The 15543-nt window shown below is 48.8% G+C and carries 10 protein-coding genes and 1 pseudogene; 4 read left to right on the top strand and 7 right to left on the bottom strand.

Going from position 1 to position 15543, the window contains the following annotated elements; all coding sequences use genetic code 11:
* The first annotated feature begins 82 nt into the window (after window positions 1-82).
* A complete protein-coding gene (fmt, locus tag F7D73_RS12120; protein WP_153125056.1) occupies window positions 83-1165 on the top strand; it encodes a methionyl-tRNA formyltransferase in 1083 nt (360 codons plus the stop codon).
* A gap of 89 nt (window positions 1166-1254) precedes the next feature.
* Window positions 1255-1827 carry an L-threonylcarbamoyladenylate synthase gene (locus F7D73_RS12125; RefSeq protein ID WP_153125058.1) on the top strand — a complete coding sequence of 191 codons (573 nt, stop codon included), beginning with the start codon at window positions 1255-1257 and terminating at the stop codon, window positions 1825-1827.
* Window positions 1828-2296: 469 nt separating this feature from the next.
* Here the strand turns inward: F7D73_RS12125 and F7D73_RS12130 are convergent.
* A pseudogene (locus F7D73_RS12130) lies at window positions 2297-4276 on the bottom strand (OPT family oligopeptide transporter).
* Window positions 4277-4413: 137 nt separating this feature from the next.
* Window positions 4414-5283: an aldose 1-epimerase family protein gene (locus F7D73_RS12135; protein ID WP_153125060.1), complete on the bottom strand. Its 870-nt coding sequence runs from the start codon at window positions 5281-5283 to the stop codon at window positions 4414-4416.
* A gap of 254 nt (window positions 5284-5537) precedes the next feature.
* Here F7D73_RS12135 and F7D73_RS12140 point away from each other — a divergent pair, with 254 nt between their 5' ends.
* Entirely contained in the window at window positions 5538-6416 is an 879-nt protein-coding gene (locus F7D73_RS12140) for a DMT family transporter (protein ID WP_153125061.1), read from the top strand.
* A 110-nt stretch (window positions 6417-6526) separates the two neighbouring features.
* Here the strand turns inward: F7D73_RS12140 and F7D73_RS12145 are convergent, their stop codons facing one another.
* From F7D73_RS12145 to F7D73_RS12155, 3 genes are all read right to left on the bottom strand, one after another.
* Window positions 6527-7438, bottom strand: coding sequence for a LysR family transcriptional regulator (locus F7D73_RS12145; RefSeq protein WP_153125063.1), 912 nt, complete (start codon window positions 7436-7438; stop codon window positions 6527-6529).
* Between the two features lie 136 nt (window positions 7439-7574).
* Entirely contained in the window at window positions 7575-9035 is a 1461-nt protein-coding gene (locus tag F7D73_RS12150) for a threonine/serine ThrE exporter family protein (protein WP_194256913.1), read from the bottom strand.
* A gap of 9 nt (window positions 9036-9044) precedes the next feature.
* Window positions 9045-10733, bottom strand: a complete 1689-nt coding sequence (locus F7D73_RS12155; protein ID WP_153125066.1) for a putative transporter — start codon at window positions 10731-10733, stop codon at window positions 9045-9047.
* 346 nt (window positions 10734-11079) lie between these two features.
* On the opposite strand from F7D73_RS12155, the gene mnmA reads away from it, so the two are divergent.
* A complete protein-coding gene (gene mnmA, locus F7D73_RS12160) occupies window positions 11080-12216 on the top strand; it encodes a tRNA 2-thiouridine(34) synthase MnmA (protein ID WP_228117737.1) in 1137 nt (378 codons plus the stop codon).
* A gap of 76 nt (window positions 12217-12292) precedes the next feature.
* On the opposite strand, the gene fucP is transcribed toward mnmA, so the two are convergent.
* A complete protein-coding gene (fucP, locus tag F7D73_RS12165) occupies window positions 12293-13621 on the bottom strand; it encodes an L-fucose:H+ symporter permease (protein WP_153125068.1) in 1329 nt (442 codons plus the stop codon).
* A gap of 32 nt (window positions 13622-13653) precedes the next feature.
* Window positions 13654-15429, bottom strand: coding sequence for an L-fucose isomerase (gene fucI / locus F7D73_RS12170; RefSeq protein WP_153125070.1), 1776 nt, complete (start codon window positions 15427-15429; stop codon window positions 13654-13656).
* Between the last annotated feature and the right edge of the window lie 114 nt (window positions 15430-15543).

A 15543-nucleotide genomic window follows, 5' to 3' on the forward strand; every position in this document is an offset into this window, starting at 1 on the left:
AGAGTGAAGAAACAACGTTCGGCGGACGAGGGGAAAAGCTAGTTCGTCGGCTTTGCTGGTTTAAACTTCAATTATTGTTTTTATGGAGAAGAAAGATTTAAGAATCGTTTTCATGGGAACCCCGGAGTTTGCGGTGGAATCCCTCAAGCGCCTGGTAGAGGGCGGTTATAATGTAGTGGCTGTGGTTACTCAGCCAGACAAGCCTGTGGGCAGACATCAGGATACGTTGCAGCCTTCGCAGGTGAAGCAGTATGCTGTAGAGCACGGTTTGCCGGTATTGCAGCCAGTGAAGATGAAGGACCCTGAGTTTGTAGAGCAGCTTCGCTCTTATCAGGCTGACCTGCAGGTGGTAGTGGCTTTCCGCATGTTGCCTGAGGTGGTTTGGGCGATGCCTAAGTTCGGCACCTTCAATGTTCATGCTGCACTCCTGCCACAGTATCGTGGAGCTGCCCCAATCAACTGGGCAGTCATCAATGGCGAGAAGGAGACGGGAGTTACTACTTTCTTCCTCGACCATGATATCGATACCGGTCGCATCATCATGCAGAAGCGTTTTCCTATTCCTGAGAGTGCAGATGTGGAATATGTCTATGACGGACTGATGCACTTGGGAGCCGATTTGGCGCTTGAAACCATCGATGCGCTTATCGCAGCTGGTGGCAATATCGAATCCATGCCTCAGGAGAAGCTGATAGGCGAGGGCGTGGAACTGAAGTCTGCACCAAAGATTTTCAAGGAGACCTGCCGTATCGACTTCCACAAGCCAGCCAAGCAGGTATATGATTTTGTCCGTGGTCTCTCGCCTTATCCAGGTTCTTGGACCGAAATTAAGAAGAAGGCGCCTGTTGTCATCTTTGAGGATGCTGATGGCGAAATGCCGAAGGCAACCGCTCATCCTGCTCAGCAGAAGAGTTCAGCCAAGATTCAGGTGCTCAAGATTTTCAAGACGAGTCTCACAGAGTTTTCTCGTGGTGTAGCCCCTGTAGGTTCCTTGCGTGTATTCGAGAAGAAGTTGCAGGTGGCATGTCTCGACCATTGGCTCAATATCGAGGAACTCCAGCTTTCGGGCAAAAAGCGTATGGATGCCGCTGCATTCCTCAATGGCATGAAGGATATCGCCTATTATGAGTGCCTGAAGGCTCAGGAGACAGAAGAGGAGTGGTAAAGCTCTCTAGAGAGTTGACACCCTTCGCAGGGTAATCATAAAGTTCCAAGCTCAAAGTTTCAAGTTCAAAGTTAAAAGTTCAAAGTAATATGACACAAGAAGAAGATATTAAGAATGCAGTGGAGTGTATGCGCAAGGGTGGCGTGATACTCTATCCTACAGATACCGTCTGGGGCATTGGTTGCGATGCTACCAATCCAGAGGCAGTAAAGAAAGTGTATGAGATCAAGAAGCGTGATGATTCCAAGGCGCTGATTTGTCTCATTGATTCAGCCGACCGCATGGCGCGTTATTTCCGTAATGTTCCTCAGGTGGCTTGGGATTTCATCGATGCAGCCATGCCGGTGAAGCCTACTACCATCATCCTGGATGATGCCACTGGCGTTGCCAGTAATCTTGTTGCAGAGGATGGTTCGCTGGCTATGCGCGTCACCTATGAGGCATTCAGCAAGCAGCTCTGTTACCGTTTCCAGAAGCCAATCGTCAGCACCAGTGCCAATGTGAGTGGTGAGCCTGCTGCCCAGAATTATCGCGATATCTCTCCTGAGATTCTCGAGGCTGTAGATTATGTCTGCTGGACCCGTCGTCAGGAGCACAAACCTCATCAGCCATCCAGCATTGTCAAGATAGGCAAGAACGGAGAGGTTAAGGTAATCAGATAATAATCTTTTTAGATATCTATCAGAAGGGGATGTTCTTCACGAATGTTCCCTCTTTTTATGCCCTTTTCTTGCCCCTGTCTTCTTCTTGTATTATGCCTTCTCCTTTGTCCTGCCGTCTTCTTCTAAACCTGGTGCAAAGATATGGCTTTTTTTTGAAACCGCCAAATTTGGTGTGCCGTTTTGGGGGTGTTTTTAGCAAAATCCAAAAAAAACAAATGTTTACGAAACTAACTCATCGTTTTGTTGATAAGAGAGCATAGAGTTAGCGTTAGAAAAGTATAGAGTTCTATTCTAAACATAGTTGGTTTACTGACACTGACACTGACAGTTAGATTTTCCGCTAGTAACTCTTTAAAGGTAAAAGGATGTTAAATTATATTTTATATTTATATATATAAATATAACTTATCTTCTTACTCTTTTCTACCTTCGGAATTTTAAACTGTCAGTGTCAGTGTCAGTAAAAAGGTTATTTCTTTGTGGCTCTGATGAAGAAGCCAATCAGACAGATGTACGCGATGAGCGAGCAAACCTCTGACATTGGGTTAACCCACCAGCTGTCAGCGATGCTAGCCTCAATGCCACCAAACTTCAACAGGGCGCTTACAACACCCATCAAGGCTCCACCGGCAATGAAACCGCTGGCGATGAGCGTACCCTTTTCGCCACGCTCAGCATTCACCTTGGCATCCTTGCTGCGGGATGTGACATACCAGTTGATGGCACCACCTACCAGCAGCGGAACGTTCAATTCCAATGGAATAAACATACCCAGGGCAAAAGCCAATGCTGGAATCTTGAAGTATGTGAGCACGATGGCAATCACAGCTCCGATGGCGTAGAGCACCCATGGTGCACCCACACCGTTCATCAATGGGTCGATGACAGCAGCCATCGCATTAGCCTGAGGAGCTGCAAGAGAGCCCGATGCGAAACCGTAGGTCTCGTTCAGAAGCATCATCACACCGCCCACGGTAGCAGCACTCACCAGGGTGCCGAGGAACTTCCATCCCTCCTGCTTCTTAGGCGTAGTACCCAGCCAGTAACCTATCTTCAGGTCGGTAATGAATTAGCCTGCTACAGACAGGGCTGTGCAAACCACACCACCCATAATCAATGCAGCCAGCATGCCGCCAGGGCCCTTCAAACCTACAGCTACCATCACAACAGAAGCGAAGATGAGCGTCATCAGAGTCATACCCGAAACTGGGTTGGAACCCACGATGGCGATGGCATTGGCAGCCACTGTAGTAAAGAGGAAGGCGATGACAGCCACGAGCAGGATGGCGATAATGGCGAAGAGCAGATTGCCCTCCATCACGCCAAACCAGAAGAAGAGGAAGGTGACGAGGATGGTTACGAGCGAACCGATGGCAATAATCTTGAAAGAGATATCGCGCTGGGTGCGCTTCACGTTTTCATCTACCTCGCTCTTGCCCTTCAGTTCCTTGGCTGCCAGGCCTACGGCGCTCTTGATGATGCCCCAGCTCTTGATGATGCCGATGATACCAGCCATGGCGATACCACCGATACCGATGCTGCGGGCATAGGCACGGAAGATTTCCTCCGGACTCATCGCACCCACGGTCTTCACGATGCTAGGGTCCCATGCGCTGAGTACACTGTCATGAAAAATGACACTCATTCCTGGCACGATCAACCACCATACCACGATCGAACCCAGGCAGGTGAAGAAGGCGTATTTCAATCCGATGATGTATCCCAGACCCAATACGGCAGCACCTGTATTCACCTTGAATACGAGTTTAGCCTTGTCTGCGAGATCGCATCCCAGGCTTACCACACGGGAAGTGAAGTTTTCGTTCCACCAGCCAAGACTAGCCACGATGAAGTCATATAGACCACCTACCAGACCCGCAATGAGCAAAGGCTTAGCCTGGTCGCCACCCTTGGCACCGCTCACCAATACCTGTGTGGTGGCAGTAGCCTCCGGGAACGGATACTTGCCGTGCATATCGCTGACGAAGTATTTTCTGAAAGGAATCAGGAACAGAATTCCCAATACACCTCCCAAAGCTGAAGCCATGAAAATCTTCATAAATGAAGTAGTCATGTCAGGATATTTCGCTTGCAGGATATAAATGGCTGGCAGGGTAAAGATGGCTCCAGCCACTACTGCACCCGAGCAGGCTCCGATGCTCTGGATGATGACATTCTCGCCGAGTGCCTTGCTTCGCTTGGTGGCGGTGCTTACGCCTACGGCGATGATGGCGATAGGGATGGCTGCTTCAAACACCTGTCCTACCTTCAAGCCCAGATAGGCTGCGGCAGCAGAGAAGATGATTGCCATCACGATACCCCATGTTACCGACCAGCCGTTCACCTCCGGATAAACCTTGTTTGGCGACATCAGCGGCTTATATTCCTCCCCGTCCTTGAGTTCGCGGAATGCGTTCTCGGGGAGCTGCAAATTTTCTTTTTCTTCCATAGTTTATTTACTTTGAACTTTGAACATTGAGCTTTGAACTTTATGAAATGCCCTACTTTTTTAGAAAATAGCCCTAAATTTCAGCAGAAAACTAATCATAAAGTTCAAAGTTCCAAGCTCAAAGTTCAATGTTTATATTATTTTTCGATTCTGATGATGTATTCACTCATGAAGCTGGCACCTGGCTGCAGGCTGTTCATCATGTACTTATCCTTGAATTCACCGGTATATTCAGCCCAGTCGCAGGTTCCGAACCAAGGTTCTATGCAGACGAATGGAGCGTGGTTGCCCGGATTCCATACACCAACGGCAGGGGTCTTGAACTCTACGGTTACGTGTGGTTCGCCTTTCTCGTTGAGCAGGGAAATCTGCTTCACCTGGCTCTTGTCGAAGATGTAGGCATCATCAGCGAACGACTCGTCTGTTACCTCCAGGATACCGTTGTCGGTCTGTACGGTCTCGCGTGCGTTAGGGTCAACGCATCCACCGATGGTAGCGAAGAGGCGGGTAGGAGCCTCGTTGTCGAGCTTCAGGGTAGCCTTCAGCTTTTCGCCCTTCTCGCATCCTGGCACCTTGAATGCAGGGTGACCGCCAATCTGGAAGTAGATTACCTTGTCGTCGGTGTTCTCAACATGCCAGATAACGTGGAGTTCGTTGCCGGCAAGGCGATATGAAACAGCGAGATTGAAGTGGAAAGGATAGTTCTTGAAGGTCTCCTCGTTGTCAATGAATGCGAAGGTAAGGCGGTCGCCGGTCTTGCCAACGAGCTTGAAGTCAACGAGCTTTCCGAAGCCGTGGCGAGGCTGTGTATACTCCTTGTCGTCGATGCGGTAGGTATCCTTCCACAATCCACCTACGATAGGGAAGAGGAGAGGAGAGTGGCGTCCCCAGTATTTTGGGTCACCATCCCAGAGATATTCGTTACCATTTGCATCCTTGATGCTCTGAAGTTCTGCACCGAGAGAAGAAATCTCAACAGTGAGCTGATCGTTTTTAATTTGTTCCATAGTTACAAAACGTTTATTGTTTAGTTAATATTATTGAGTCGACTTATTTTGTACAAAAGATATTGCAAAGGTACTATTTATTTTCGTAAAGTGCAAGAATCGGGCAGTTTTTCTCGATTGTAACAAGATATTTATGCGATTTTATTAGCTTATTTCGATTTTTTGCAGTACTTTTGCAGCCCGAAACGAGTAGATATTTATAAAAATATTAATAAGGAATAAGAAAAACTTAGTAAAAAAGCGTTTTAATTCAAATGACAAGCAGTAATAAAGTGAAAGGCTTTGCGGCGGGAGTTGTTGCCGCCGTGTGTTATGGAACCAATCCTTTGGGTACGTTGGAGCTCTATGGTGACGGATTCAATTCCAGTTCGGTGCTCATCTATCGCTATCTCCTGGCGGTATTGATGTTTGCCGTGGTGATGCTGTTCCGCAAGGAGAGCTTTAAGGTAAAATGGGGACACCTGATCCGTCTTGCCACGTTGGGCTGTATGTTCTCCCTCTCATCAGCTACGCTTTATGTCAGTTTCCATTATATGGCGGCAGGTATTGCCAGCACCATCCTCTTCGTCTATCCCATCATGACGGCGATACTGATGACGGTGTTCTTCCATGAGAAGGTGACGTGGACCACCACGCTCGCCATTTTGCTGGCTGTATCGGGTGTAGGCTTGCTCTATCAGGGTGACGGCAACGACAAGTTGAGCACGGCTGGTTTTGCGCTGGTGATGTGTTCTTCCCTGCTTTATTCGCTCTATATCATCTCGGTGAACCAGTGGAAGAATCCGGGCATGTCGAACATCAAGTTCACCTTCTATATCCTGGTATTCGGACTCATAACGATGCTTGTCTATTCGTTCATTGCGGGCGAGAAAATCCAGATGCTTCAAACTCCGATGCATTGGATCTATGCTGCGCAGCTAGCGTTGCTGCCAACGGTATTGTCGCTTTTCTTCATGACCATCTCCATCAATCTCATCGGCAGTACGCCAGCTGCCATCATGGGTGCCCTGGAGCCAGTAACGGCAGTCATCATCGGTGTCTGCATTTTCGGTGAGAGCTTCTCCCTGCAGCTAGCCATCGGCATCCTCGCCATCCTGGCTGGTGTAACGATAATTATCGCCAGGAAGAAATAAGCTTTTCTTTCGGAATGAATAGTATATATAAAATACAAGGCTGCCTCCGCAATGATGTCGGAGACAGCCTTTTTTAGATTGAATTATAACCTTTCCCTTTAATTTCTGTTTTATTTTAAGATATCCTTCAGCGCAAAGTTGGCGAGGATACTGGTGCTCTGGCTCAGCATGCGGATAAATTCCTGCGCCGAGTTCTTCATGTAGGCATCCTTCAGGATGTGGATGCAGCCATCCATCTCGTTGTCGGCAGCATCTATCGGAATCGCCTTCATGCCACTCTTCAGGATGGTGGTTGATTCTGAGAGCACACTGACCAGATTGCTGCGATGCAGGAGGTCGAAGATGATGTTCACATTATTTACTTCTACCATGATCTTGAAATCGAGGTCCTTGCCGTCTATCAGATAGTCGAAGGCGTTGCGAGCCTGCAGACCCTTGCATGGAAGGATGAGGTCGTAACGCTCCAGCTCAGAGAGCTTGATGGATGAAAGGCGTGCCAGGGGATGGTTCTCGTTCACAATAGCCGCCAGGCGGTTGCTGAAGATGGCACGGCTGTCTATCGCCTTGTCTGTCTTGAGTGGCTTGAAGGTAAGCGCCAGGTCGAGTTCACGCTTCTTCAAGCCGTCCATCAGCTCCTGCATCGAACGGTACTGGATGTTCAGCTTCACGTGAGGATAAGCGTGGAGGAAGGCGATGAGCGTCTCTGCCATGATGTTGCTGAAGGAGTAGGTAACGCCGATGTTCAGTTCGCCGGTGAGCATCTCCTTCAGGTCGTTCATGTGGTCAACGCACGCCATGGTGCAGTTTACCGCATTCTGAGCGTAAGGCAGGAGTTCCTTTCCTGCTTCTGTAAGATAAACCTCATGCGAGTTTCGCTCGAAGAGTGGCAATCCAATCTCCTGCTCCAGATGCGAAATCTGCTGCGAGAGGGTGCTCTGCGTGATGTAGAGCTTGCGCGATGCCTCCGAGAAATTGAGCGTCTCGGCTACCTTCAAGAAGTATTTCAGTTGTCGTATTTCCATTATTTTCCTTTTTTTATGGCTATCGGTTTCAGAGATAGTCGATAGCTTGTTTCCGCTGCAAAGATAATGTATTTATTTCGAAATCCAAGAATTTGGGATAAAAAATATCCCATATTCTCAAATTTCCAATCCTGCATTACTTGATTTCCACTTCGTGCAAATCCACAAATTCGCCATTCTTCTTCTTTCTCTCCACCAGCATGTTGAGGAGTCGGCGCTTGCGGTTGTCGGCGATGAAGCGGCGGAAGAATACATTTGGAATCGCAACACCCAGGGCGATGCAGATGATGGCGAGCGAAGCCTTGATCAGGTTGTTCATACCCACGGTTACCTCGCCTACCACGCCGTGCATGTCGATGAAGGCAAACAGGGCACGATACATCAAGACTCCAGGTACCATCGGGATGACGCTAGGAATGGTGATGCACTGGTGAGGGGTGTGGAACCAGTGGCGGGCCTTGATGACGATGACGCTGATGAGCGCAGAACCGGCAAGAGAACCGATGCTCAAGCCCATGTCGAGACCAATGTTGCCGTTGGATGGACCCAGGTTCACGAAGTTGCGGAAGCAAACGGCGATGATGCCGCCCACAGCCACAACTGGCAACAGGCGTCTAGGAATGCTGAAGATGGTAGAGAAGCCCATGGCTGATACGGCTGCTGCAATGGCAAACTCCCAGTATTCGTGGTGAGGAGTCATGGTAAGATCCTTCACGAAGTTGTCGATGTGGCAAACCTGGATGGCAAAGGCGATACCGAACGCCATTGCAAAGATCATCAGCAGCGTGTTGAGTGCGCGCACCATTCCCACCTCTATATATCCGTCGAGCATATCGCTCACAAAGTTTATCAATGGAACTCCCGGCACGATGAAGAGGGCGCACGCCATCAATGGATGCCAAGGGGTATCTGAATGCATGAAGCCTGGAAGAGCGGCTGAGATGGCTGGATTGAGCGACAGGAACGAAGTCAACCATGCAATCAGCGTTGCAACGAATGCCGAAATACCGATAGCCACATAGTTGTTGCAGCCCTTGGTAGGCAGGAACATTCTCAGGCGGAAGCCCAGAATGGCTGCCAGGGAGCAGAAGAAGAACGCTGGCCAGTCGCAACCGAACTGGATGCAGAATCCACCGCAGGCAAATCCACCGCCGATGGCTACCTGCCAAGGAGTGAAGCTGCGTGGAGTAGCCTTGATGTCGTTCAGGGCCTGCTCATACTGTTCGAGCGAATAGTTTTCCTTGATGGCTGTCCAGGTGAGCTTACTTACCATCGAAATGGAGGTAAGGTTGATGCCGTGCTTCTCGCAGCGCTGGAACTTGGAGAAGGAGTGCACCTCGTCGCTATAGTTCACCATCAGCACATTCCAATTGATGTAGAGGTGCATGTAGCGCTCGTCGAGTCCGAGGAAAGCTGCTGCACGCTTCATCGTTCGCATGATGCGTGATGTGTCGGCAGCACTCTCCATAAGGATGCTGCCAGTGCGTAACAACAGGTCGAGTTTTCTTCTCAGTTCTGTTTCTGCTATTTCCTTGCAGTTGCAGTTGTCAATGCCTTTCTCTGCGCAGTCGCAGGTCTTCATGTTTTTTTCTTCCATATATTTTATTTATCCGAATACGAAAATAATAATCTGAATAGTAACGATTCTGAGGAACATGGCAAATGGATAAACATTCGCATAGCCCACAGATGGTGCATCTGCCGAAGTCTGCTCACGGACGTAAGCCAGGGCAGATGGGTTGGTGTTGGCACCTGCCAATACTCCGAGCAATGTGTAATAGTTGATGTGGAACACGTATCTTCCGATGATGCCGCCGATGATGATAGGAATCATGGTGATGGCGATACCGTAGAGAATCCAAGTCATTCCGCTTTCTGTGGCTACTGTCTGAATAAACTGTTCGCCTGTTCCGAGACCTACGCAAGCCAGGAAGATGCAGAGACCAATCTCACGGAGCATCAGGTTGGCTGAAATGGTGTTGTAGGTGACGAGGTTGTACTTCGGACCGAAGTAACCTATCAGGATAGCTACTACCAATGGACCACCGGTCAATCCGAGACGCAGGTTCTCGTTGATGCCAGGGATGAAGAATGGAATGTTAGCCACGATACAACCCAGCATGATGCCCAGGAAGATAGGAATCAGATTAGGGTAGTTGAGGCGCTTCATCTGGTTACCCAATACCTTCTCTGTATGCGCGATGGCAAGCTCTGTACCCACTACGGTAACACGGTCGCCCAGCTGCAACTTCAACTGTGGAGTAGCAATCAGGTCTACACCATTACGGTTCACACGGGTGATGTTGGTGCCGAGGCTTGAACGGATTTGAAGCTGGCTGATGCTCTTGCCGTTGATGCCAGGCTTGGTGATGCGGATGCGGCGGGTAATCAATTCCTTGCCAAATTTCTCCTCGCTGACCTGTACTTTCTCGCCGAGCAATGCCGTGATAGGCTCTTCTACGGTAGGGTGAGCCACAATCTGAAGGATATCTCCCTCTTCGATGATAGTACGGCCATTCACTACCTCATCGCGCTTGTCGCTGTTCTTGCGGATAATCTTTGAAACCATGAAGTCGCGCTTCAGGATGTCGCGAATCTGCTTGATGCTGTCGCCGAATACCATCTGGTTGGTTACCTGGATAGAGAAGGTGTTGAGGGTCATCGTCTCCAGATGTCCCATACCGCGCTTGGCTGCAGCTTCCTCTTCGCTCTTGTCAATACGCAGCGCATACCTTAATATAATAAAAGAAAGAATGACGCCCAGTACACCCATAGGATAAGCGATGGCATATCCTGCTGCGATAGAAGGAGCATCGATGTGACGGAGGTCGCTGAAAGCCTGCTGTGCTGCACCGAGTCCTGGGGTGTTGGTAACAGCACCTGAGAGAATACCGGCCATAGAAGTGATGGATGTTCCTGAGAAGGAGAAGATGGCGAGGGTAGTGATGATGCTCAGTGCAATGACGATGATGCTGAGCAGGTTGAGACTCTTGCCGCCATTCTTGAAGGAAGCGAAGAAACCTGGACCCACTTCCAGACCGATGGAATAAACGAAGAGAATCAAGCCAAACTCCTTGAGGAAGTGAAGCAGGTGCTCATCGAGATTGAGAGAGTAATGACCGAAGATGAGGCCTATGAAAAGAATCCATGCCAATCCGAGAGAAACTCCCTTTACTCTCAACTTTCCTAAACTCAAACCCAGGGTAATGACCAACGCCAAGATCATTACTGAGTGGGCTACACCGCCTCCCCACAGATCAGGGAAGCCGTAAAACAGATTTTTTAAGATATCCATGTTCTTATATATATGATGTTTATTTCTACAATTATTCGTTATTACTCTTTTGTCATAACTACTTTTGCCGTCTTCGATGCTTGTTATAGTTTTTTACCATACTTGCATCTCTCTGATTTTCGATTGCAAAGGTATAGATAAAATCGAAAGTAGAAAAGCATTGGTATTGGAATGAGCCGATTTTGGCTATAGGGAGTTTCGATAGGAGAAATGGCAAATGGAAGCGGAGAATGGTGAAAAATGGTGGACTTTTCGGGGAAATAATGGATTTTTAAGAGGAATTAGGGCATATTTTCCGGAATTTATTGTAACTTTGCCTTCAGTTTTGAATAATAGTGAATAGAAAATGGATAATATATTGACAGATACTCCAAGAGAGAAAGAATTGGAGACCAGAGATGAGCACTTCCTTGCCGAGGTAAAGGACAAGCGGGTGGCTGTGCTGCTTTCGGGTGGCGTGGATAGTTCGGTGGTGGTCTGGGAGTTTGCCCGACTGGGCTTGCATCCTGACTGCTTCTATATCAAGATTGGTCCAGAAGAGAAGGAGGAATGGGACTGTTCCTCTGAGGAAGACCTGGAGATGGCTACTGCCGTGGCTCGAAAGTATGGCTGTAAGCTGGAAGTTGTTGACTGTCATCAGGAATACTGGAACGAGGTGACCCGCTATACCATGGACAAGGTGAAGGCGGGATTCACTCCAAATCCTGATGTGATGTGCAACAGACTCATCAAGTTCGGTGCGTTCGATGAGAAGATGGGGCATCACTATGATCTCATCGCTACCGGCCATTATGCGCAGACTGAAACAGACGAAAATGGCGATAAATGGCTTGTTACGAGTCCTGACCCCGTAAAGGATCAGACCGATTTTCTGGCTCAGATAGAGAGCTGGCAATTGAAAAAAGCGATTTTCCCTATCGGTCATCACATCAAAAACGAAATTCGTGAGATAGCAGAAGAGGAACATCTCATCAATGCCAAGCGCAAGGATAGTCAAGGAATCTGCTTTCTGGGGCAGATTAACTATAATGATTACATCCGCAGATATCTGGGCGAGAACTCTGGCGATGTGATTGAGATGGAGACCGGAAAGCGCATTGGCGAGCATAAGGGATTGTGGTTCCATACCATCGGTCAGCGCAAGGGATTGGGCTTTGGTGGCGGTCCTTGGTTCGTCATCAAGAAGGATGTGGAGAACAATATTCTGTATGTAAGTCATGGTTATGACCCTCAGACGGCTTATAAGAAGGATTTCCCATTGCAGGACTTCCATTTCCTTACCAGGGAAGTGGCGATGCAGAAGGTAACCTTCAAGATTCGACATACACCGGAGTATCATCCTGCTACTATCGAAAAACTCGATGATGGCAGATGGATGATTCATTCTGAAGAGGCAATTCATGGTGTAGCTCCAGGCCAATTCTGCGTAGTTTATGATGAAAATCATCATCGCTGCTACGGTTCGGGAGAAATCACCATCTAGGTTTTGTGGGTTATAAATCACTTAACATAATTCAAAAAAGCTGTGTTTATCCGTAGATGAACACAGCTTTTTTGTTTTAACCCAATAACTTTCCTATGCTACGCAACTTGGTGCGGAATCCGTAGATGGCAATCACCACGAAACAGATGAATGGGAGGATGAACGATACGTTGGTGGATGGCATTCCGAATACGGTATGCATGTCGATGATGGATGCCTGCAAAGGTGGCAGGACACTACCGCCAAGAATCGCCATGATCAGACCAGCTGCACCAAACTTGGCATCGTCGCCAAGACCCCTCAGGGCAATACCGTAGATGGTAGGGAACATCAGCGACATACAGGCGCTGACTGCTACTAGACAGTATAGACCCCAGATGTTGTGGAGGGCAATGACGCCAATGGTGAAGCAACCACCTGCTATCGCCAATATCATCAGCAGCTGACCGGCATTGATGAAACGGAGAATGAAGGTGCAGATGAAGCGGGAGCAGCAGAACAGTACCATCGCTATGATGTTGAACTTCTGCGAGGTTACCTCGGCATCAATCTCAGCCATGCCTTCCTGCATCAGGATGCGGGTGCCATACTGGATTATGAAGGTCCAGCACATAATCTGTGCGCCCACATAGAAGAATTGGGCGAATACGCCTTCACGGTAGTGTGGCATGCGGAAGATGCGGCGCAGGGTTGGCATGAAGTTGATCTTGTTGTCTTTCTCGCCGTTCTTCGGCATCTTGGTGAACAGGATGACGAAGAAGATGGCGAGGATGATCAGACCGATAATCAGATATGGATTGATCAATATCGAAAGGTCGTACTCCTTGATAGCCTCAAATTCGCTTGCCGACAGATTGGCGCGCCCAGCCGTATCAAGCGGGTTGAGCTTTGCCTGGATGAAGTTCATCGCCACATACATACCCAGCAGTGAACCTATCGGGTTGAACGATTGCGCCAGGTTCAGTCGGCGTGTAGCTGTTTCTTCTGTACCCATCGAAAGGATATAAGGGTTGCTCGATGTCTCCAGGAAGGAGAGTCCGCAGGTCAGGATGAAGTAGGCGAGGAGAAACGGATAGTATTCGCCCGTCATCTTTGCCGGATAGAAGAGGAATGCGCCGAAGGCATAGAGTCCTAATCCCAGCAGTACGCCCGCCTTGTAGGAGAAGCGGCGGATGAAGATGGCGGCAGGGAATGCCATGGCGAAGTAACCTCCGTAGAAGGCAACCTGTACCAGTGCACCATCCGTAGAAGACATTCGGAATATCTTGGAGAATGCCTTCACCATAGGATTGGTGATATCGTTGGCAAATCCCCACAGTGCAAAGCACGATGTGATTAATATGAATGGTATGAGGTAGCTAACCCCATCCTTCATGAGAATTGATTCTTGCTTTTTCTGTTCCATATGAATGATATTCGTACTGATGGTGTTACACCTTATTTATATATAGGACCGTAGTTCTTGCAAGCGCGGAAGTCTGCACCTTCCTTGTCCATACCGAATGCGTTCCAAGATGCAGGACGGAAGATCTTGTCCTCTTCTACGTTGTGCATGCATACCGGGATGCGGAGGATAGAGCAGAGAGTGATGAGGTCGGCACCGATATGACCGTAGCTGATAGCACCGTGGTTGGCGCCCCAGTTGTTCATCACTGAATATACATCCTTGAATGGAGCCTTGTCGCAAAGACGTGGTGCGAACCAGGTTGTAGGCCATGTAGGGTCTGTACGCTTGTCGAGAACCTTGTGAATCTCTGGATCAATCTCAACAGTCCAGCCTTCTGCCAACTGGAGCACAGGACCAAGACCCTTTACGTGGTTCAGACGAACCATGGTTACAGGCATACCGCCCTTGCTGAGGAAGTTGGAAGAGAAACCGCCGCCACGGAAGTAGTCACGGTTAGCTGGATACCAGGTAGTTGCCTTCAAGCACTTATCTACATCCTCCTCGGTCATTTCCCAAGGCTGCTTCATGGTAGGGTTGCCCTCAGCATCTGTAGCCTGACCTGTACCGTCAAGTGTGGTAGCACCAGAGTTGATCAAGTGGATGATACCACCAGCTGCCTGACCTGTAAGTTCCTTACCGGTAACACGCTTCACAGCCTCTGGACTCCAGTAGGTACGAACGTCGCTGAAGATCTGAGCACGACCTGTCAACAGGTGGTTGAACAACATTGCCACACCGTTGCCTGCGTCGTTCTCAGTAGCGAGGATGATAGCCTCACGGATGCCGTTCCAGTCGAATGAAGTATTGAGGAGTGCCTCAGGATAGTCGCCGTTAGGATAGAAGTCTGTCCACTGACGCTGTCCCTGGAAACCACCGGCGATAGCGTTGTGACCCAATGCTTCCTCTTTGAAGCCTAACTCTTCCAATCTTGGGTTACCGTGCATCAGGTCGCGCATGATGATAGTCATCTTCACGATGAATTCCCAGTCAGCATCCTTCTGCTCGCGGGTCTTAGCCTTCTCAGGACGGTTGGCAATGTCCTCACCCTCATTGCACATACAGTGCTCGCGGGTCCAAGCCATAGCCTTCTCATACTCCACAGGGTCGTAGATACCCTCAGTCATGCGGCGGATGATTTCAGTAAGGTCAACACTCTCGTTGCGCATACCGAGGTACTCCTGGAAGAAGTTAGGGTCAACGATAGAACCTGCGATACCCATGCAGGCGCTACCCATAGAAAGATATGATTTGCCGCGCATGGTAGCCACTGCCTGAGCTGCTCTGGCAAAGCGCAAAATCTTTTCTGCTACGTCAGCAGGGATAGAGTCGTCCTCCAAGTCCTGAACGTCATGACCATAGATGCCGAAAGCTGGCAATCCCTTTTGGGCATGAGCAGCGAGAACAGCAGCCAGATAGACTGCACCCGGACGTTCTGTACCATTGAATCCCCATACAGCCTTTGGCCAGTGAGGATGCATATCCATAGTTTCAGCACCATAGCACCAGCAAGAAGTAACGGTGATGGTAGAGCCAACACCCTCGCGCTCAAACTTCTCAGCGCAAGCTGCACTCTCTGCCACACGGCCGATGGTACTGTCAGCGATGACGCACTCCACAGGAGAGCCATCGCCATTACGTAAGTTTTCTGAAATGAGTTTGGCTACGGACTTAGCCAAGTTCATGGTTTTTTCCTCGAGGCTTTCACGTACACCTCCCTGACGTCCGTCGATGGTAGGACGGATACCGATTTTAGGATAGTTGCTCATTTTTTTTATATTTTAAGTTGAAAGGTTTATTATATTCTTTATAATTAAAGATTAGTGCTACAAATTTATATAAAATTTTCGAATTATAAGCAAGTAATATAAAAAACTTGAATG

It is taken from the genome of Segatella copri (assembly GCF_009494395.1).
Classification (GTDB): Bacteria; Bacteroidota; Bacteroidia; order Bacteroidales; family Bacteroidaceae; genus Prevotella.